Below are 18,098 nucleotides of genomic sequence, written 5' to 3'. Positions count from 1 at the left end.
GTAGGACGATTTCTCAGCCGTGATACGGCCGTTCCTGCGCAGGATCGAAGCAGTCTTAAATGGCATTTTGTGCGCATGATTCCGCTAGAGCCTGCCCAATGTTCACGCCGCCGGCGGCCGAGTAAGCAGATTTTTAGCTTAGGTACGGCCGGCCGGGTGGCCAGCCAGCAGACCGAGCGGCCAGCAGGCCGGACGGCTAGCCAGCGGACCGGGCGTCCGTAGCGGGGAGCCGGGGTCCTCGGTCGGCGGTGGGACCGTGACGTTGGGGAGACTAGCGCAGCTTATCCACCGCTTTTTGAATCCTCCGCAGGGATACTGCGTGGGCCGTGCCGAGGCGCTGGGCAAAAAGCGAGACCCGCAATTCCTCAATCATCCAGTGGATGTCCTTGACCTCGCGGGTCTTTTCGCGGCCCGCGGGAAGGTTTCGGAGGCGGTTTGCTAGGTAGGCCTTGGCATTATCGACCTCTGCTTGGCGGTCCGCATCGCGATCCGGATCGAGCGACATGTCCTCCAAGCGGATGCGCATTGCCTGGATGTAGCGGGGAAGGTGGCGCAGGTGCGCGGCTCCGTGCACGGTGATGGCATTCGGCGGAAGAAGGAAATTAAGTTGGTTTTCCATATCGTTGATGGCGGGACCGTCCCACTGGGAAAGCTCGGCGCGGAGGTTGGAGTACTCAGCCAAGCCAGGCGCGATCGAGACGATTGATTGTCGCACGCGGCCGGGGACCTGCGGTTTCACGGTATCCTTGAGCTCGGAAAACGCCTCTGGCGAGCGCACGGGGCCGCCGGCTTCGAGCATGAGGTCGCGGATTGCCGCTACGCGGGCGTCATTCACCAGCCCGTCTGCGCCGCTATGCGGATAAGAATCCACGGCAACGCGTTGCTGCAAGGGAAGCCCCTTGACCATTTGCGCGGTCGAGACGGAAATCTCGCGCATCAAAAGCGTGAGGGTGGTGGTGACCATGGCGGCATCGGCAGCCGCCTTGGTGGGATGAGCCTTAAGCTCGACGCCTTCCTTGGTAGCCACCAATGCTGGGTAGGCGGTGACCTCGTGGCCATCGACGGTGGTGGTGACGGTCTCGTCAACGGTGCCGAGGGTATCGTCGGTCCACTCGCTGACCGCGGTGGATTCGGCGGTGCGGCTTACCCGCGAGACGGACGATTTAATGTGGCCGGCCTGGCGCTCGCGCAGGGCGGCAAGGTCCCTATCGGAATCGATGATGGTGCCACGCTTGTCGATGGCCGCGTAATTCATCCGCAAATGTTCCGGCAGCTTGTCCGGTTGGAAGTCGGAGGCGTTGATGCCGTGGCCGCCGAGCTCGCGCAGGACATCGGCAAGCTGCTGGGTAAGCGGTCCTTCGAAGGGGATGAGGCGTTCCATGGCGCGTTCGGCAAATTCTGGGGCGGGCACGACGGTGCGCCGCAGGGCCTTGGGAAGGGAACGAATAAGCTCGTTGACGAGCTCGAGCCGCAGGCCGGGGACGAGCCAATCGAAGCCTTCGGTATCGAGGCCGGCAAGCATGGGAACGGGAACCATGACGGTGACGCCATCGAGGGGATCGCCGGGCTCGAATTTATAGGTCAGCTCGTAATCGATGGAGCCCTTGCGCCAGTGATCGGGGAAGGAGACTTCGGTGACGTCGTGGGAGTCATCGACAAGCGTGGCTGGGTCGAAATTCAGCAGATCGGGTTTCTGGCGGCGCTTTTTCTTCCACCAGGAATCGAAATGCCGGCCCGTGGTGACCTTGTCTGGAATGCGCTGGTCATAGAAATCAAAGAGGGTATCCTCATCCACGATGAGGCCACGGCGGCGGGCCTTTTCCTCGTACTCGGCGGCCTCATCAAGGGCCTGCGCGTTTGCCTTGAGGAAGTCATGATGCGCATTCCACTCGCCGGCGATAAGCGCATTGCGGATGAACATATCGCGCGCAGCGACGGGATCCACGCGGTGATAGGGCACGGTGCGATCCGCGACGATGGGCACGCCGTAGAGCGTGGACTTCTGGTGTGCGATGGCGGCCGCGCGCTTGCGGGACCACGTGGGATCGGAATAGTTGTGTTTGAGCAGGTCGGCGCCGAGCTTTTCCACCCACGATGGGTCGATAGCGGCGACGTCGCGGGCCCAAAGCCGAGAGGTTTCGACGAGCTCAGCCGCCATGAGGAACTCCGGCGGCTTTTTGGATAAGGCGGAACCTGGAAAGACGAGGAAGCGGGTATTGCGCGCGCCGTGGAACTCCTTGGAATTACCGTCGCGGGCGCCGATATTGGATAGCAGTCCGGATAGCAGCGCGATGTGAATATCGTCGGAGCGGCGCTCGGTGGCTTCTTGGTAATCCCACCCCAGCTGCTTGGAGACGTCTTTGAGCTGGCGGACCAAGTCGAACCACTCGCGGATGCGCATGTAGTGGAGGAACTCCTGCTTCATGCGCTTGCGGAACTTATTGCCCGATTGCTCATTGCGGGTCTGCTTGATGTAATCCCACAACTTCAGCATGGACAAAAAGTCAGAGGTCTTGTCCTTAAAGCGCGCGTGCGCCTGATCGGCTTGCGCTTGGTAGTCCAGCGGGCGTTCGCGCACGTCTTGGATGGTCATGGCGGCAACGATGATGATGACATCGTGGAGGCAGCCGTTGGTATGGGCCTCGATAAGCATGCGCGCCATGCGTGGATCGAGTGGGATGCGGGCCAAGTTGCGGCCGGTTTCGGTCAGCGTGGGCTTCTCGTGCTTATCCTGGAGCGCCCCGAGCTCGTGGAGGAGGTTGAGGCCATCGCGAATGGCCTTGAACTGGGGTGGCTGGAGGAAGGGGAATTGCTCGATATCGCCGAGCTTGAGCGAGACCATCTGCAAAATGACGCTGGCCAGGTTGGTACGCAGGATTTCCGGGTCAGTAAATTCCGGACGGCTTTGAAAGTCCTGCTCGCTATAGAGGCGGATGGCGATGCCATCGGCGACGCGGCCGCACCTACCGGAGCGCTGGTTAGCAGAGGCCTGCGAAATCGGCTCGATGGGCAGGCGTTGCACCTTGGTCCGCGTGGAATAGCGCGAGATGCGCGCAGTGCCGGTATCCACGACGTAGCGGATCCCGGGTACGGTCAGCGAGGTTTCGGCGATATTGGTGGCCAAAACGATGCGCCGCCCGCGGTGATTGCTAAATACGCGGTGTTGTTCCTGGTTGGATAGGCGCCCGAAGAGGGGAGCAACCTCGACGTTTTTCCATTTTTTGGCCTCGATGGCTTCCATGGCATCGCGGATATCGCGCTCGCCGGGGAAAAAGCAGAGGATATCGCCGTCGCCTTCTGCCATGAGCTCCTCGATGGCCTCGGTTAAGCCATCGAGCGGGTCTTGATCCACCAGCTTTCCACCGGCCTCGAATTCGAGGGGACGGTAGCGGATTTCTACCGGGTACGTGCGCCCGGAGACCTCAATGATGGGCGCGGGGGTGCCATTGGGTTGGGCGAAGTGCTCGGCAAAACTTTCCGGATCGATGGTTGCGGAGGTGATGATCACCTTGAGATCGGGCCGCTTGGGAAGCAACCTCTTGAGATACCCCAAGAGGAAATCGATATTCAGCGAGCGCTCGTGCGCCTCATCGATAATGATGGTGTCGTATTTATTAAGGAAGCGATCGCGCTGCATTTCCGCTAGCAGGATGCCGTCCGTCATGAGTTTTACGGCGGTGTTATCAGAGACCTGGTCATCGAAGCGGATGGCGTAGCCCACCGACTCCCCAATGTCTTGGTCGAGCTCGGAGGCGATGCGCTCGGCGACGGTCCGCGCGGCGATGCGGCGCGGCTGCGTATGGCCGATAAGGCCGCGGCGGCCCCGGCCGATGTCGAGGCAGATCTTGGGGATCTGCGTGGTCTTACCAGAACCGGTTTCGCCAGCGATGATGACGACTTGGTTTTCTTCAATCGCTGCGGCGATATCGTCCTTGCGGGCGCTGACTGGCAGGGAATCGGGGTAGGTGAGTTGGGGGACGGCGGCATCGACAAGCGCGAGGCGATCTGCGGCAGCCTGGATATCCTGGCCGATTTCGCGCAGGGCCTTGGGGGCGCGTGCCTTCGACAGGCGGCGGCGGAAGCTGCGGGCCTCGGCGATGGTGACGTTGTCTAATGCTGCAAAAAGTTCATCGCGGCTAGGAGCCTGCGACGTCGTGGTTTCATGCTGTGTCATGGCTAATCTATGAGCTTACCCCGGTTACGTGGAGTGGAAAAAGTTGCTATTGTGAAAGCACTTATCTCAACGATACTTTTCTCGTTGCGCCCAACCCGAATGCAGAAGGAAGGCACCGCTGATGAACGACGATAAATCCGGTGGAAATGACGATTTTCCGCGCTATGAACCGACTGACCACCCAGAAGATCAGCCGAGCTACGGAAGCCTGCCGTCCTATGGCGGCAGCCACGAGAGTGGCAGCCACGAAAGCTCCGGAAACCAAGGATATGCGGGCTACCAAGCACAGGATAATACCGTAAATTCCGGCGGGTTTACCGGAAAGCCCTCGGCCATTGATTCGATTTCGTGGGCCTTTCGCACGGTATCTAAGAATTGGAAATTGTGGATCCTCGGTGCCTTGCTCGTTGGCGTCATTGTCATCGCTTTTTCCGGCGTAAGCATAGCCGTTGCTCCCGCAGAGGGTGCGGATGCCTCCGGTGCGGGATCCATTGTGCAGATCGTGTCCTACGTGATCATGGCCGTCGTCACCTTGTTGGTGATGCGGCTGGCGCTCTTCCAGATCGATGATCCGCGCACTGGGTGGAGCTATGTGGGCAAGGAAGTGCGGTGGTGGCAGCCGCTGGCGATCATGATCATCATCGGCATTATTACCTCGGTAGTAATGTTCATCTTCGTTGGTGGCTCGATTTTCCTCGGCCCAGACGCGGGCACCAACGCCACCGAGGACGAGGCATTGGAAGCCATGGCGGGATTTTTCGGAGTCATGGCTGTAGTGGCTCTCATCGGCCTATTCATCCAGCCGCTTTATATGCTGATGCAGTGGTTTGCAGCCGACGGTGACGGGGTTGGCCAGGCCATTAAGAACGGGTTTAAGGCCGGTAAAGGAAACTACGGCCAGCTCTTGCTGCTGACGGTGCTCAACGCGCTGATCACGATTGCCGGCGGCATCCTATTACTGGTTGGCTTGATTGTCGCCGTACCGGTTACGGTACTGTCTACGGCTTATCTGTTCCGCCAGTGTGCGGGCCGCGCGACCGGCCAAGCTGCGTAAGCGCTTAACTATTGTTGAAGGCCACCGAGGTATTGCTTCGGTGGCCTTCAACGTGTGTGGCGATTTAGTGCTCGAGCGAGCGGGCGAGGGCATTTTCATAAGCGGCGGTAATCAGGGTACCGAATTCGCGGAACTCTTCACTGCGTGCGGCAGAGGAGCGGAAGACGAGGCCGATTTCGCGCTCGGCGGTGACATCGGGGTCAAAGTAAGCTATGCCGAGGTTCTTGCCGTGGCATTCGGTGGCCAAAGCGGACTTGGGGATAAGGGTGCAGCCGAGCCCGCCCATGACCAACTGCATAATAGTGGTCAGTGATGAGGCGCGCGTGACGGAATTCGTTGCCTCTGCCGGGTTGACGTGGGCGTGCCGGCAGAGATCCACGATTTGGTCGCGGAGACAGTGGCCATCGTCAAGCAGCAGCAAATCCAAGTCCCGCAACTCCGCAACCTGGACGTCCGTACGCCCGGCGATGGGGTGATCGGGTGGGCTGACGAGGGCGAAGTCCTCGGTGTACAGAGGGCTGTCGACCATGCCCGTGGCCTCTGAAGGCAAGGCGAGGACGGCTAAATCGAGTTTGCCGTTGCGCAGGCGCGCGATGAGGTGCTGGGTTTGCTCCTCCACAAAGCGCGGCTCAAGTTCTGGGTAGGTCTCCGTAATCATCGCCAGCAAGTCCGGGAGGATATACGGGGCGATGGTTGGGATGACGCCGATGGTCAGCGGGCCGGACAGCGTGCCATGGGCGCCGCGGGCGTGCGCGAGGAAGGTATCGGCGGCCTCGAGGGTGGACTTGGCATAGGGCAATAGCGTTTCGCCGGCCGAGGTTACGATGACCTTGCGGGTGGAGCGCTCGATGAGTTGCACGCCGAGCCCCTGCTCGAGCGCTACCAGGCCCTGGGAGAGGGAAGGCTGAGAGATCTCCAGCTTCGCGGCAGCGGTGCCGAAGTGCTTATTTTCCGCCACGGTGACAAACGTGCGCAGCTGGGCAAGTGTTGGTCGATACTCTTTATTATGCATGCCTATCACTCTAACATTTATCTATAGGATTAGCTATTGACGTGACCGGAATTAATGGTATTGTCTTTGGTGTTGGGCCGGAGAGGGTCCGGCCCGTGGTCCTTGGCACAGGACTGTCGGAAACTTAAAAAAGATTACCCTTTTAAGAAGGAGTTGAAGAACATGCCTATCATGACCGTTGGCGAAAAGTTCCCAGAATTCGACCTCACCGCCCTAACCGGCGGCGACCTGCACAACGTTAACGCTAGCCAGCCAGAGGACTACTTCGAGCAGGTTTCTCTGGACAAGTACGAGGGCAAGTGGAAGGTCGTCTTCTTCTACCCCAAGGACTTCACCTTCGTGTGCCCGACCGAGATCGCTGCCTTTGGCAAGCTGGACGAAGAGTTCCAGGACCGCGACACCCAGGTGCTGGGCGGCTCCACCGATAACGAGTTCGCTCACTTCAACTGGCGCGCAACCCACCCGGACCTGAAGGACGTTCCGTTCCCGATGTTCTCCGACGTGCGCCACGACCTGATTCGCGCACTGGGCGTAGAAAACGCTGACGGCGTTGCTGACCGCGCAACCTTCATCATCGACCCAGATGGTGTCATCCAGTTCGTCTCCGTTACCCCGGACGCTGTGGGCCGTAACGTTGACGAGGTCCTGCGCGTCCTCGACGCACTGCAGTCCGAAGAGGTCTGCGCCTGCAACTGGGAGAAGAATGACCCAACGAAGAACATCGACAAGATGGACGTCGTTCAGTCCCAGCTTTAAGCATTAGTTACGCGTGAGCGCTGTCCCCGCCCCATGAGGCGGGGAGGGCCCGCACCCGACTTGCAATTTAAGTTACTGAGAAAAGATTGAGAAGGAGAAAGACTGTGTCTATCGAGAACTTGAAGTCAGCACTGCCTGAGTACGCCAAGGATCAGAAGCTCAACCTCGGCGCGTTGACCCGCACCACCGAGCTGGATGAAGAGCAGCTGTGGGGCACCCTGCTGGCCTCGGCGGCAGCTACCCGCAATGACACCGTGATTTCTGAAATCGCGGAAGAGGCGCAAGAGCACCTCTCTGAGGAAGCCATCAACGCCGCTTACGGCGCTGCCACCGTGATGGCAATGAACAACGTTGCCTACCGCGCCAAGAGCTGGTTGGGCGATGACTACGCACAGGTTAAGTTCGGCCTGCGGATGAACTTCATCTCCAAGCCGGGCGTGGAAGACGCTAACTTCGAGCTGTGGAATATCGCCGTGTCCGCTATCAACGGCTGTGAGCACTGCTTGGGCGCCCACACCCAGAAGATCAACGATGCTGGCGCGACCAAGGAGCAGGTCTGGGAGGCCATCAAGGTTGCTTCTGTCATTCAGGCAGTCGCACAGGCCGTCCAGATTGAGGCTGCACGCTAAAAGCGCTGCTTAATTAGCCTTGAGAATAAGCCACCCCCGCGCGCTGCTTTCGGTTTCCCATAGGATTCCGGGTGCAGCGCAGGGGGGTGGCTTTTATCGTTTTAGCTAACCCGCGTGTGATTAATACTCGACGCGCAACTCCGACAGGCGGACTTCACCGGCTTCATCGGAGGCATCCAGATCGACCGTGGCGACGAATTGATAGGCGCGATCTCCTGCCGGGTCCTTGATAATTTGCCGCACGGGCCAGCTGCGGGAGCTGGATTCTTCCAACCGGAAGTACTCCGGGCCGCGCGCCTCAGGGCCGGTATCAATATCGTCGTATTCGTCAAAGTAGTCATCCAAGACGGCGCCAAAATCGGGGACCTCGTCCAGATAATCCAATACCTCGGCCAGGCGGTCTTCTTCCTCCAGCGCGAAGAGTTGCGCGAGGCGGAACATGTAATTGCGCACCATGATGCCAAAGGCGCGTCGGTTAGCGGTAAGCGCAGTAGGATCTTCGACGCCGAAGGCCAGCTCGCGGTCGAGCGTATCTTGATCGATGGGGGAGTCCTCGCCGACCATCTGCGCCCATTCATCGACAAGCGAGGAATCCACCTGGCGGATAAGCTCGCCCAACCAGATAATGATGTCTTCAATTTGGGGCGTCGTATATTCATCGGGGATGGACTGTTTGAGGGTGCGCCAGGCATCGGTGAGGTAGCGGAGAATAACGCCCTCAGACCGGGCTAAGCCGTAAGTGGCCACCAAGTCTGAGAAGGTCATGGCGTTTTCCACCATGTCGCGCACCACGGATTTGGGCCGCAGCTCGAATTCCTTCACCCACGCATTGGTCTCCGCAAAGGTATCGTAGGCCTGCTCGAGCAGCTCCTCTAGGGGCTTGGGCCAGGTAATATCCTCCACGATATTCATGCGGTCGGTGTAGTCCACCCCGTCCGCCTTGAGGGCGGCAATTTCCTCCCCGCGCCGCTTCTTCTGCTGGGCCTGCAGCACCTGCCGGGGATCATCGAGGATCGCCTCAAAGACCGAGATCACATCAAGGTGATAGCTTTCCGCCTCCGGGTCCAACAGGGAGAGCGCGGCCAAGGCAAAGGGGCCGAGGGGCTGGTTCAGGGCAAAGTCGCGCGGCAACTCCCGCACGAGGTGGTAGGGGCGGCCGTAGATATCCAGCCCCTTGGTGGATTTTTGGACCACCCCGGAATCCACCAATCCACGGAAGAGGTCGAGGGCGGTGAGGATATCTTTATTCTGCTTGCTGCGGGGATCGTGATTATCGCGCAAGAGGTGGCGCATATGCGCATAACCATCGCCGTGGCGGGCTAAGACATTGAGCAGCATCGAATTCGAGACCCGGAATTGCGAGGTCAACTGCTCTGGTTCTGCTTCCGTCAGCCGCGCAAAGGTCTTCTCGGACCAAGAGACTTCGCCCTCGCGTGCGGACTTTTTCTTAAGCTTCTTGAGCCGCTTCGGGTCATCGCCAATGCGCCTGCGGGCCTTGGCATTTTCAATCTCATGTTCGGGGGCCTCGACGACGACGGTGCCTTCCGTGTCGTAGCCCGCACGCCCAGCGCGCCCCGCAATCTGGTGGAATTCGCGGGATTTCAAGATGCGCTGGCGTTGCCCATCAAATTTGGCCAGGCCGGTCATCAATACGGTGCGGATGGGCACATTGATGCCCACTCCCAGGGTATCGGTACCGCAAATGACCTTGAGAAGGCCGCGTTGCGCGAGGCGCTCCACAAGCCGCCGGTACTTGGGCAGCATTCCCGCGTGGTGGATGCCAATGCCCTTGCGAAGCAACTTTGAGAGGTCTTTGCCAAAGGCAGTGGTAAAGCGGAACCCGCCGATTTCTTCAGCGATGTTTTCCTTTTCCTCTTTGCTAATGATGCCAGACAGCGAGGTCAGGGCTTGGGCCCGTTCGGCGGCCTCGCGCTGGGAAAAGTGCACAACGTAAATGGGCGCCTTATTATGAGCGAGTAGCTCTTCGATGGTTTCGTGCACCGCGCTAAAAACATACGAGAAATCCAGCGGCACCGGGCGGGTGGACCCAGCCACCAGATTGGTCTCGCGCCCTGTGCGGCGGGTGAGATCTTCCTGCAGCCAGTCGGTATCACCTAGCGTGGCCGACATTAAGAGGAATTGCGCCTTGGGCAGTTCTAGGAGCGGCACCTGCCATGCCCAGCCGCGATCAGGATCGGAGTAGTAGTGGAATTCATCCATCACCACCTGGTCGATGTTGGCCTCGGCGCCATCGCGAAGCGCGATATTCGCAACGATCTCGGCGGTGGCGGCGATGATGGGGGCGTTGCCGTTTACGGTGGCATCGCCAGTCATCATGCCCACGTTCTCCGCGCCGAAGATTTCACACAGCGCAAAGAACTTCTCGCTTACCAGCGCCTTAATGGGCGCGGTATAAAAGCTCCGCTGCCGGCGGGCGAGGGCGATGAAGTGGGCGGCGTTGGCCACCATGGACTTTCCCGAACCCGTTGGGGTCGCGAGGATAACGTTATCTCTGGCCAGGATACCGAGCAAGGCCTCCTCCTGCGCGGGATATAGATTGATTCCCTTGCTGGTGGTCCACGAGTTAAAAGTATCCCAAATGGCCTCATCGATGAGGGACTCGGGGACTTCCGTTAAATCTGGCAGCTGTTGAGATAAGTTCACCCCCACCACCTTAGCGGCGATGGGGGCGGGTTCGTTAGATATCGTCGCCTAAGTCTCTGTCATCGTCATCGTCGGCAGAGTCTTCGCGGTCATCGATATCCGTGTGAATAATCTCCTCGCTATCGTCTTCATCGAGCGAGGCGAGGAAGGCTTCGAATTCTTCGCTGATTTCCTCAGCGCTGGGCACGGCTTCCTCGCCCGGCATGATGGCTTGCGGGTGCTCCTGGCGGTAGCGTTCCATGAAGGCATCGTACTGCTGCTCCAATTGCTGGACCACGCCCTCAATCTCTTCGGAGCCATTGACCTGCTCATCCAGCTGGCCCTCGACGCGGGAAATATCCGCCTCGATGCTGCCCAGCGGGATATTGAGTTGGGCGGCCTTAGCCACAGAGCCAAGGAGCTCCAGGGTCGCCTGCGGGTAGGGGGACGCGGCCAAGTAGTGCGGCACGTGCGCGGTATAGCCCGCCACCGTCCGGCCCTTATCCGCTAGGGCCTTTTCTATATAGAGCGCCGCGGCGCCCGGAACCATCATGGTCGAATCCATCTTGACCATGCTGTCCGTCAGGCGGGAGGCAGTACCGTGCGCGGTGACCACGGTGGGGCGGGTGTGCGGTACGGGCATCGGCGCAGCGTAGAGCATGATGGTGTCTTCAATATCGAATTTCTCCACCAGCTTGACCACCGCCGTGGTAAATGCGTCCCAGCGCATATCCGGCTCGGGGCCAGACAGAAGGAGGAAGGACTTGCCGGAATTATCCCGGAGCACCTTCAAGCCCAAATCCATGGGTTCTACCTCGAGTGCCCGGTCATTATCGATGGTGACGGCGGGGCGGCGGGAGCGATAATCGATGAGCTCATCAGAGTTAAAGGAGGCTAGCTGGCGGTTTTCCAGCGCGGCCTTGAGGTGATCGGCGCTCGACTCAACGGCCTGGCCCGCATCGGCATAGCCGTGCATGGCAACAATCATGGTGGGGCCTTTTCCTTCACCGGAATTGTCCTTGACCACCGGAGCGGGGTACTCCAATTCGTACATGCTGCGCTCTTCTTCGTGCATGATGTGTTACCTCCTTGGTCTCTTAATCTAGATCAACGACCGCCAGGACCGCACTATTCCCACACGCACTCAGTTCAGTGTTCGCGGAGTAGTTAAATAACCCATTATGCCCTAACGAGGCAACCGGCGCTAGGGCCGGTGCGGCGGGCCTGTGCATAACTGCTTGCCGATGCCCCCTTCCACCCACCTTATCCACAGATTTCGGCCCTCTGCCCGCGCTGGGCTTTCGGCAGTTGCCGCGGGCCCCGAAGCTAGAAGCCATGAAGATCACAACACCACTACAGCCCATCCGTACACCCGGCGATATCCTTGCCAATATTCCAGGAATCCTCGGATTCTTCCCAGCAGAGTCCATCGTGCTCATCTCCATCGAACCAACCCCAGCAGGCCGCACCATGGGTCCTGTCGCGCGCATAGACTTGTCCGATGTCCCCGCCGCCCTGCCAGAAATCATGAGCGCCTTTCACTGCGGCAACCCGGAAGTAGTCCTAGGCTTTATCATTTCCCAGCGCGAGGAAGTAGAGCTCTGGGAGATGATCGAATCGCTCTACCACTTCGAAGATGACGAGGGCACCGGAATCGATGCCTGCTGGCTGGTAGAAGAAATTGCAACGTCCACCGCCTACGACCTCGTCTTTGGCTTTAGCACCGGAAATGGCAAGGGCCCTATGCAGGCGTGGACTGAGGGAACCATTCCCGCTATTTCCACCAGTTCCTCTATGCGCGCCTGCGTAGAAAACGGCACCTTGCCGGAGCTTTCCCGCGACGAGCTTGTCCAACAATTCGCCCCGCACAACCCTTACTTCGGGCACGAAGAAATCGGGTCCATGCAGCGCTGCGCTGAGGAATTGTCGCGGCAGATGCGCGCCGGCCACGGCTACGGCACAACGGATCCAACGCGGGTGGTCCAACACCTCATCGCGGATGTGCAGTATGTATTAAGCGAGGTAGAGACGCTGGAAGAGACCCTAGACAACGAAGAATTACTCTGCGTGGGAGCGATGTGGATGTCGACGACGTGGATGCGCGACTTGGTCATCCGGGACCTCGTCGAATCCCCGCACGCGGCCGGTACCTTGCTCCTCGCCACGGCGCGCACCTTTGGCGGCACCATCCGCTTTAACGCGCTGGCGCTATTTGCCGCGACCCAGGTGGCGCAGAAATTCGGGCTCTATGCCGGCCCGGCGCTTACCGTCGCCATCGATGAGGCACCGGGGCACAATTTAAGCCAGCTCATCGCCCAGGCCTATCGCAGCGGAATGGGAGAACGCCTCATTACCAGCCTGAGCCGCGGTTGTGACGCGGCGCGGGAGGCAGCAGGTATTGATGCCGATGGCTTTGTGTAGCCCCGCGCTTTAGCGCCGCGCCGAATGCGCCCGATCGCCCAGCTGGCGCGTGAAATTCCACGCGTCGGTCACGATGGTTTCCAGGTCGGTGCGCTGGGGATTCCAGTCCAGCTCCCGCTTGATCTTATCTGAGGAGGCAATCAGCGTGGCTGGGTCTCCGGCACGGCGCGGGGCGATCTCCGCCGGGATCTCGTGGCCGGTGACTTTCCGGCACATCTCGATGACCTGCTTGACGGAGTATCCCTCCCCGGAACCCAAGTTATAGGTCCGGTGGGTGCCAGGGGCATTGCTGTGGAGGGCAAGCACGTGGGCATCGGCAAGATCGCGGATGTGGATGTAGTCGCGCACCGGCGTTCCATCCGGGGTATCCCAATCCGTGCCAAACATGAAAATCTTATCGCGGTGCCCCAGAGCAACCTGCAGGACAATGGGGATGAGGTGGGTTTCAATCTCGCGGTTTTCGCCGATAGAGCCGTAGGCGCCAGCGACGTTGAAATAGCGCAGGGACGTTGCCGCGAGCCCAAAGGCCTGTGCAAAAGAGGTAATCATGTAGTCGATAGCCAATTTGCTAGCGCCATAGGGGTTCGTGGGCTGGGTCGGCATGTCCTCAGTAATAGGGACCTGCTCCGGTTCGCCGTAGGTGGCTGCGGTGGAAGAAAAGACGAGGCTTTTGACATCGTTATCGCGCATGGCGTTGAGCAAGCGCAACGTGGTTACGACGTTGTGCTGCCAATATTCGTCCGGCTTTTCCACGGATTCACCGACGAGCGAGCGGGCGGCGAAGTGGAGGACGCCCTCGAAGCCACCCTCACCCAGTACCTCTGCGGCTTTGTCGGCCACATCGCCTTCTACCACGCGGGCCGAGGGCGGCACGGCATCCCTATTGCCCGTAGAAAAGTTATCGATAATGGTGACGTCGTGGCCTTGCTCAACGAGGACTGCGGAACACACGCTTCCGACATAGCCAGCACCGCCGGTAACCAAAAGCTTCATGGCCTAGACCTCCACGCGCACGGCGTGTGCGAGATCATCTGCCAAGGTGATGACCTTACCCGAGGGAGTGGTAAGCGAAATCGTGCCGCCATTATTGACCACGGTGACCTCGGTACCGATGCGGATGCCAGCCTCTGCGAGTTCCCGGAAGGTGGCCTCATCCACCTGCAAGATCTCGTTAATCTGGATAATCTTGGCGGACTTCTCTTCGCCATCGGGGAGATCGATAGCCCTCGTCCCGATCGATGGCTCGGGGACCTGGAAGCCCAGTTCTGCCAGCGCCGGAATGGGGTTGCCAAAAGGCGAGCGGCTGGGGTCATCGAGGACCGATACCATGCGCTTTTCCACCTCCTCGCTCATCACGTGCTCCCAGCGGCAGGCCTCATCGTGGACCTTGCTGATATCGAGTCCGAGGACATCAGTAAGCAAACGCTCCGCGAGTCGGTGCTTGCGCATCACTGCCGTAGCCAGTTCGCGTCCCTTTTCGGTTAGATCCAAGCTCCTGTCCGAACGAACGTGGAGGAGGCCATCGCGCTCCATGCGAGCAACGGTTTGGGATACGGTAGGTCCGGATTGCTCTAGGCGTTCCGCAATCCGGGCGCGCAGGGGAGTGATGCCTTCTTCTTCCAATTCATAAATGGTTCGAAGGTACATCTCAGTAGTATCAACGAGGTCCCTCACGTGGGCATCCCTTTCTTTGAAAACAGTAATGCGTGCCGTGCGCAAAGCAGACAGCGCTTTTTACATTCTGTATCCAGACTAGCTTAAGTCGCCCTAAGTTTGCTGGAGAGATTTTAAGGAGACGAGTTTTCGCTCGCCGCTTGCATAGAGAACGCGACCTCGAAAGCGCACTGGGAAATTTCTCGGCGGCACAGTCGAGGTCGCGATTAAATAAGGTTCAGAAGGCGAAAAGTTCTATAGCGCGTACTCGCGCAGGCGGTCGGCGCGGTTGCCATCGCGCAACTTTGCCATGACCTCACGCTCGATTTGGCGTACGCGTTCGCGGGAGAGCCCGAACCGGCGACCAATCTGGTCAAGGGTGCGTGGCACGCCGTCATCCAAGCCGTAGCGCAGGCGAATGACGTCCTGCTCGCGCTTTTCTAGGGTGTCGATGACGCCGCGGATATCGGAGTGGCGCATGGAGGCCACGACGGCGGTCTCAGCATCGGTGGCCTCAGCATCCTCGATGAAGTCACCCAATGGGGCTTCCTCATCGGTGCCGACGGGCATATCGAGCGAGACGGGATCGCGGGACTGGCGCAGCAGCATCTCGATCTTGTTCTCATCGATGCCGGATTCTTCAGACAGCTCCTCATTGGTCGCCTCGCGGCCCAAGGACTGATACATCTCACGCTTGATGCGGGAAAGCTTATTCACCTGTTCCACCAGGTGGACTGGCAGGCGGATGGTGCGCGATTGGTCGGCCATGCCGCGGGTAATGGCCTGACGGATCCACCACGTGGCGTAGGTGGAGAACTTAAAGCCCTTGGCGTAATCGAACTTTTCCATGGCGCGGATGAGGCCCAGGTTTCCCTCTTGGATGAGGTCCAATAGCGGCATTCCGCGGCCGGTGTAACGCTTGGCCAGGGAGACTACGAGGCGAAGGTTTGCCTCCAGCAGGTGGGAGCGGGCCTTCTTGCCTTCGCGGGCCAAGATCTTCAGGTCGCGCTTTTCTGCGCGCGTCAGCTTCTCTGCATTATTGAGCTTGTATTCTGCGTACAGGCCTACCTCGATGGTTTGCGCGAGTTCAACCTCGTCCTCGGCACTGAGCAGGTCGGTCTTACCGATTCCGTTGAGGTAGACGCGTACCAAGTCCGCGGAGGGATTGTCATTGGTTTGATTGCGGCGAGACCCGCGGTCTACTTCCTGTTCTTCATCAGTAGTGGCAGTCGAAGTGCCATTGGCGGTGTTGGCAGATGGATTCGTCATCTTTTCAGCCTCCTGAAATTGTCGCCTGTTTCAAAAAGTACAACGGTGTGAGGACGCATTTAGTTCCCACCCATCCTGAAATGTTTAAAACAGCGACGTGCCGGGCGGTGTGCCCCACCTTTTTGGGGGCGTCGGCAAGCGCATGCGCCACGTGAATGCAGTAAAAATGCTACATCCACGTGGCGGGGTAGTCTTAGCCGCGGACCTGTACGAGGTAGCGATAGACCGTGGGTTCAGATACGCCGAGCCGGGTGGCCGCCGCGGCGATGCCGCCTTTGAGGAGGAAGAAGCCAGCATCCTCGAGGGAAGCGATGACCTCTAGCCGTTCGTGGCGCTGCATCGACTCGACCGGGGTGGAGTGCGTAGAAATCGCGGAATCCAGCATGGAGTCCAAGAGATGCTCGACGTTGGAGCGCAGCGATTCGCTGTAAGGTGCCTCCGGCTTTTTCTGCGCGGGTGCTTCCGGGGCGGGAGTGCGCTGCGGTGCGGTGGTGCCGGGGTAGCCGCCGAAGGCCTTCGCCTTATCGATGGCCGGCTCGGTACCGCCTATCAACGCGTTAGCCGCATCGCGGATCTGGATAAGCTCGGATAATTCCACATTGATGCAAAGCATGCCGCGCATATGGCCGGTGGCATCGCGCAGGAAATAGCTCGAGGAGCGGCAGACTTTTCCCTCGCTATTGACCGCGCGGTACCCCGTCATCATAGGAACGGCCGCGGCGTCGCCCTGTTTCATGAACCAGAGCGCAAAGTCTGTGACCGGGCCGCCTAGTTCGCGGCCGGAAATGTGCCCATTGGCAATGGCGATGATGGATTTATCGGGTACATCGAGATCATGGAGCACGATTTCGGTGTTGGGGCCCATGGCCTGACCGAGGAAATCGACGAGTGGTATGTACTGCTCGAGGAAGTTTTCTTCGGGGGCATGGCTGCTAGAAAGATTCATCAGCTGAAGCATGTCCTTATAATTCCTGTCAGATTATTGATAAGGTACCACAAAGTAACGACAAAGGAGGCGAGTACCCGGCCGTGCCCAAGTACTCGCCTCCTTTTAGGGCGCTCTTTCCGGAGCCTAGGTTGCCGGCATTAACCACATACCGGGATAGGTGGGTGGACGGCAAGGGCGAGGCCGCCTTGTGAGGTTTCCCTGTACTTGGCGTTGATATCCTTGCCGGTGTTGTACATAGTCCAGATGACCTCATCGAGGCTGACACACGGCTTGCTTTCGCGGTCCAGGGCCATGCGTGCGCTGGTGATGGCGTCTACCGCCGCTACGGCATTGCGCTCGATGCAAGGGACTTGCACCTGGCCGAGGACCGGGTCACAGGTCAGGCCCAATTTGTGTTCCATGCCGATTTCGGCCGCCACGCAGACCTGTTCCGGCGTTGCCCCCATCAGTTGGGCCAACCCGGCCGCGGCCATGGAACAAGCGACGCCGATTTCTCCTTGGCAGCCTACTTCCGCACCGGAAATGGAGGCATTCATCTTGTAGAGCGCGGCGATGTGGTTGCAGGCGAAGATATAATCCGCGAACATGCTCGGGGTAACCGGCTCGACGAATTCATCGAAATAGGCCAGCACCGCAGGCACGACGCCGCATGCGCCGTTGGTGGGTGCGGTGACGACGCGGCCACACGCGGCATTTTCCTCCGAAATGGCCAGGGCAAACATATTCACCCAGCTCAAAATGTTGAGGCCATCGTGCGGGTCGGATTGTTCCAGCCTGCGCTTCAGGGCGGCGGCGCGGCGCGGTACGAGCAGGGCACCGGGGAGCGGGCCATCGGTGGTGGAGCCGCGCTTGATGCCGGTGTACATGACATCGCGGACCTTGCGCAGGTGCTCGTCGATGTCCTCGTCGCTGTGCAGCGCCCGTTCGTTGGCCCGACCGAGCTCCGGCAGCGTCATATTATTGGTTTCGCACAGCGCCAGTAGTTCTTCCGCGCTGGAATAAGCGAATGGAACGTCGACGGTATCTTGGCCGCGCATGGCGAAGTCTTCTTGCTTGACGATGAACCCGCCGCCTACCGAGTAGTAGGTCTTGTGCAGGATGTCTTCCTCGCCGGCAAAGGCGATAAGGCACATGCCGTTTTCGTGCATGGGGAGGTATTCATCGTGGAAGTAAAAGCCGCCGTCCTTGGGGAAGCTCACCGTGTGCGTGCCACCGAGCAGGAGCGTTTCGCTCTGGTTGACCTCTTTCATGAAGGCGGAGATGCCGTCGATATCGACGCTTTCTGGTTCTTCGCCGGCCAGGCCCAACAGGATGGCCTTATCGGTGGAGTGGCCCACACCAGTCAAGGACAGGGAGCCGTAGACGTTAGCCTGGACGCGGGTGACCTTATCCATGAGGCCTTTTTCTTTGAGCTCATCGACGAAGGCCTTGCCGGCTTTCATTGGCCCAAGCGTGTGTGAGCTTGAGGGGCCGATACCAATCTTGAACATATCGAAGATGCTGATGAACATGGTTTTCTCCTGGAAAATCCTGAGAAG

Annotated in this window: 13 protein-coding genes; 4 read left to right on the top strand and 9 right to left on the bottom strand. The window is 59.4% G+C overall.

What is annotated here, in order from left to right; all coding sequences use genetic code 11:
* Positions 1 to 271: 271 nt before the first annotated feature.
* Positions 272 to 4,174, bottom strand: a complete 3,903-nt coding sequence (gene hrpA, locus ACLI1O_RS07115; protein ID WP_284771457.1) for an ATP-dependent RNA helicase HrpA — start codon at positions 4,172 to 4,174, stop codon at positions 272 to 274.
* 121 nt (positions 4,175 to 4,295) lie between these two features.
* Here hrpA and ACLI1O_RS07110 point away from each other — a divergent pair, with 121 nt between their 5' ends.
* Positions 4,296 to 5,228 carry a hypothetical protein gene (locus ACLI1O_RS07110; protein ID WP_239269839.1) on the top strand — a complete coding sequence of 311 codons (933 nt, stop codon included), beginning with the start codon at positions 4,296 to 4,298 and terminating at the stop codon, positions 5,226 to 5,228.
* Between the two features lie 64 nt (positions 5,229 to 5,292).
* Here ACLI1O_RS07110 and ACLI1O_RS07105 read toward each other — a convergent pair whose 3' ends face one another.
* Positions 5,293 to 6,240, bottom strand: coding sequence for a LysR substrate-binding domain-containing protein (locus ACLI1O_RS07105; RefSeq protein WP_411706790.1), 948 nt, complete (start codon positions 6,238 to 6,240; stop codon positions 5,293 to 5,295).
* 162 nt (positions 6,241 to 6,402) lie between these two features.
* Here ACLI1O_RS07105 and ACLI1O_RS07100 point away from each other — a divergent pair, with 162 nt between their 5' ends.
* Together ACLI1O_RS07100 and ACLI1O_RS07095 are read left to right on the top strand one after the other, a co-directional pair.
* A complete protein-coding gene (locus ACLI1O_RS07100; RefSeq protein WP_023017366.1) occupies positions 6,403 to 6,996 on the top strand; it encodes a peroxiredoxin in 594 nt (197 codons plus the stop codon).
* Positions 6,997 to 7,100: 104 nt separating this feature from the next.
* Positions 7,101 to 7,625: a carboxymuconolactone decarboxylase family protein gene (locus tag ACLI1O_RS07095; protein WP_239269837.1), complete on the top strand. Its 525-nt coding sequence runs from the start codon at positions 7,101 to 7,103 to the stop codon at positions 7,623 to 7,625.
* Positions 7,626 to 7,745: 120 nt separating this feature from the next.
* On the opposite strand, the gene ACLI1O_RS07090 is transcribed toward ACLI1O_RS07095, so the two are convergent.
* On the bottom strand, positions 7,746 to 10,289 hold the full coding sequence (locus ACLI1O_RS07090) for a DEAD/DEAH box helicase (protein ID WP_284771459.1): 2,544 nt from the start codon (positions 10,287 to 10,289) through the stop codon (positions 7,746 to 7,748).
* A 34-nt stretch (positions 10,290 to 10,323) separates the two neighbouring features.
* Positions 10,324 to 11,343: a PAC2 family protein gene (locus ACLI1O_RS07085; protein ID WP_284771460.1), complete on the bottom strand. Its 1,020-nt coding sequence runs from the start codon at positions 11,341 to 11,343 to the stop codon at positions 10,324 to 10,326.
* Between the two features lie 260 nt (positions 11,344 to 11,603).
* Between ACLI1O_RS07085 and ACLI1O_RS07080 the strand changes: the two genes are divergently transcribed.
* Complete coding sequence (locus ACLI1O_RS07080; protein WP_284771461.1) at positions 11,604 to 12,689, top strand: DUF4192 domain-containing protein; 1,086 nt, start codon at positions 11,604 to 11,606, stop codon at positions 12,687 to 12,689.
* A 9-nt stretch (positions 12,690 to 12,698) separates the two neighbouring features.
* On the opposite strand, the gene galE is transcribed toward ACLI1O_RS07080, so the two are convergent.
* From galE to ACLI1O_RS07055, 5 genes are all read right to left on the bottom strand, one after another.
* On the bottom strand, positions 12,699 to 13,682 hold the full coding sequence (gene galE, locus ACLI1O_RS07075) for a UDP-glucose 4-epimerase GalE (protein WP_411706789.1): 984 nt from the start codon (positions 13,680 to 13,682) through the stop codon (positions 12,699 to 12,701).
* Between the two features lie 3 nt (positions 13,683 to 13,685).
* Positions 13,686 to 14,363, bottom strand: a complete 678-nt coding sequence (locus ACLI1O_RS07070) for a metal-dependent transcriptional regulator (RefSeq protein ID WP_023017369.1) — start codon at positions 14,361 to 14,363, stop codon at positions 13,686 to 13,688.
* A 234-nt stretch (positions 14,364 to 14,597) separates the two neighbouring features.
* Entirely contained in the window at positions 14,598 to 15,611 is a 1,014-nt protein-coding gene (locus ACLI1O_RS07065; RefSeq protein WP_005278926.1) for a sigma-70 family RNA polymerase sigma factor, read from the bottom strand.
* A gap of 193 nt (positions 15,612 to 15,804) precedes the next feature.
* Complete coding sequence (locus tag ACLI1O_RS07060) at positions 15,805 to 16,569, bottom strand: transcriptional regulator (RefSeq protein ID WP_023022681.1); 765 nt, start codon at positions 16,567 to 16,569, stop codon at positions 15,805 to 15,807.
* 128 nt (positions 16,570 to 16,697) lie between these two features.
* Positions 16,698 to 18,071 (bottom strand): L-serine ammonia-lyase, encoded by a 1,374-nt coding sequence (locus tag ACLI1O_RS07055; RefSeq protein WP_284771463.1) that lies wholly within the window; start codon positions 18,069 to 18,071, stop codon positions 16,698 to 16,700.
* Positions 18,072 to 18,098: the final 27 nt, after the last annotated feature.

Source organism: Corynebacterium sp. LaCa78, from assembly GCF_046717505.1.
Lineage (GTDB): Bacteria > Actinomycetota > Actinomycetes > Mycobacteriales > Mycobacteriaceae > Corynebacterium.
This window is presented reverse-complemented; position numbering and strand designations above follow the sequence as displayed.

What these genes read in the sequence shown, in the direction of transcription:
- hrpA (WP_284771457.1), bottom strand. Translation starts at nt 4,174, where the DNA reads ATGACACAGCATGAAACCACGACGTCGCAGGCTCCTAGCCGCGATGAA.
- ACLI1O_RS07110 (WP_239269839.1), top strand. Translation starts at nt 4,296, where the DNA reads ATGAACGACGATAAATCCGGTGGAAATGACGATTTTCCGCGCTATGAA.
- ACLI1O_RS07105 (WP_411706790.1), bottom strand. Translation starts at nt 6,240, where the DNA reads ATGCATAATAAAGAGTATCGACCAACACTTGCCCAGCTGCGCACGTTT.
- ACLI1O_RS07100 (WP_023017366.1), top strand. Translation starts at nt 6,403, where the DNA reads ATGCCTATCATGACCGTTGGCGAAAAGTTCCCAGAATTCGACCTCACC.
- ACLI1O_RS07085 (WP_284771460.1), bottom strand. Translation starts at nt 11,343, where the DNA reads ATGCACGAAGAAGAGCGCAGCATGTACGAATTGGAGTACCCCGCTCCG.
- ACLI1O_RS07080 (WP_284771461.1), top strand. Translation starts at nt 11,604, where the DNA reads ATGAAGATCACAACACCACTACAGCCCATCCGTACACCCGGCGATATC.
- galE (WP_411706789.1), bottom strand. Translation starts at nt 13,682, where the DNA reads ATGAAGCTTTTGGTTACCGGCGGTGCTGGCTATGTCGGAAGCGTGTGT.
- ACLI1O_RS07065 (WP_005278926.1), bottom strand. Translation starts at nt 15,611, where the DNA reads ATGACGAATCCATCTGCCAACACCGCCAATGGCACTTCGACTGCCACT.
- ACLI1O_RS07060 (WP_023022681.1), bottom strand. Translation starts at nt 16,569, where the DNA reads ATGCTTCAGCTGATGAATCTTTCTAGCAGCCATGCCCCCGAAGAAAAC.
- ACLI1O_RS07055 (WP_284771463.1), bottom strand. Translation starts at nt 18,071, where the DNA reads ATGTTCATCAGCATCTTCGATATGTTCAAGATTGGTATCGGCCCCTCA.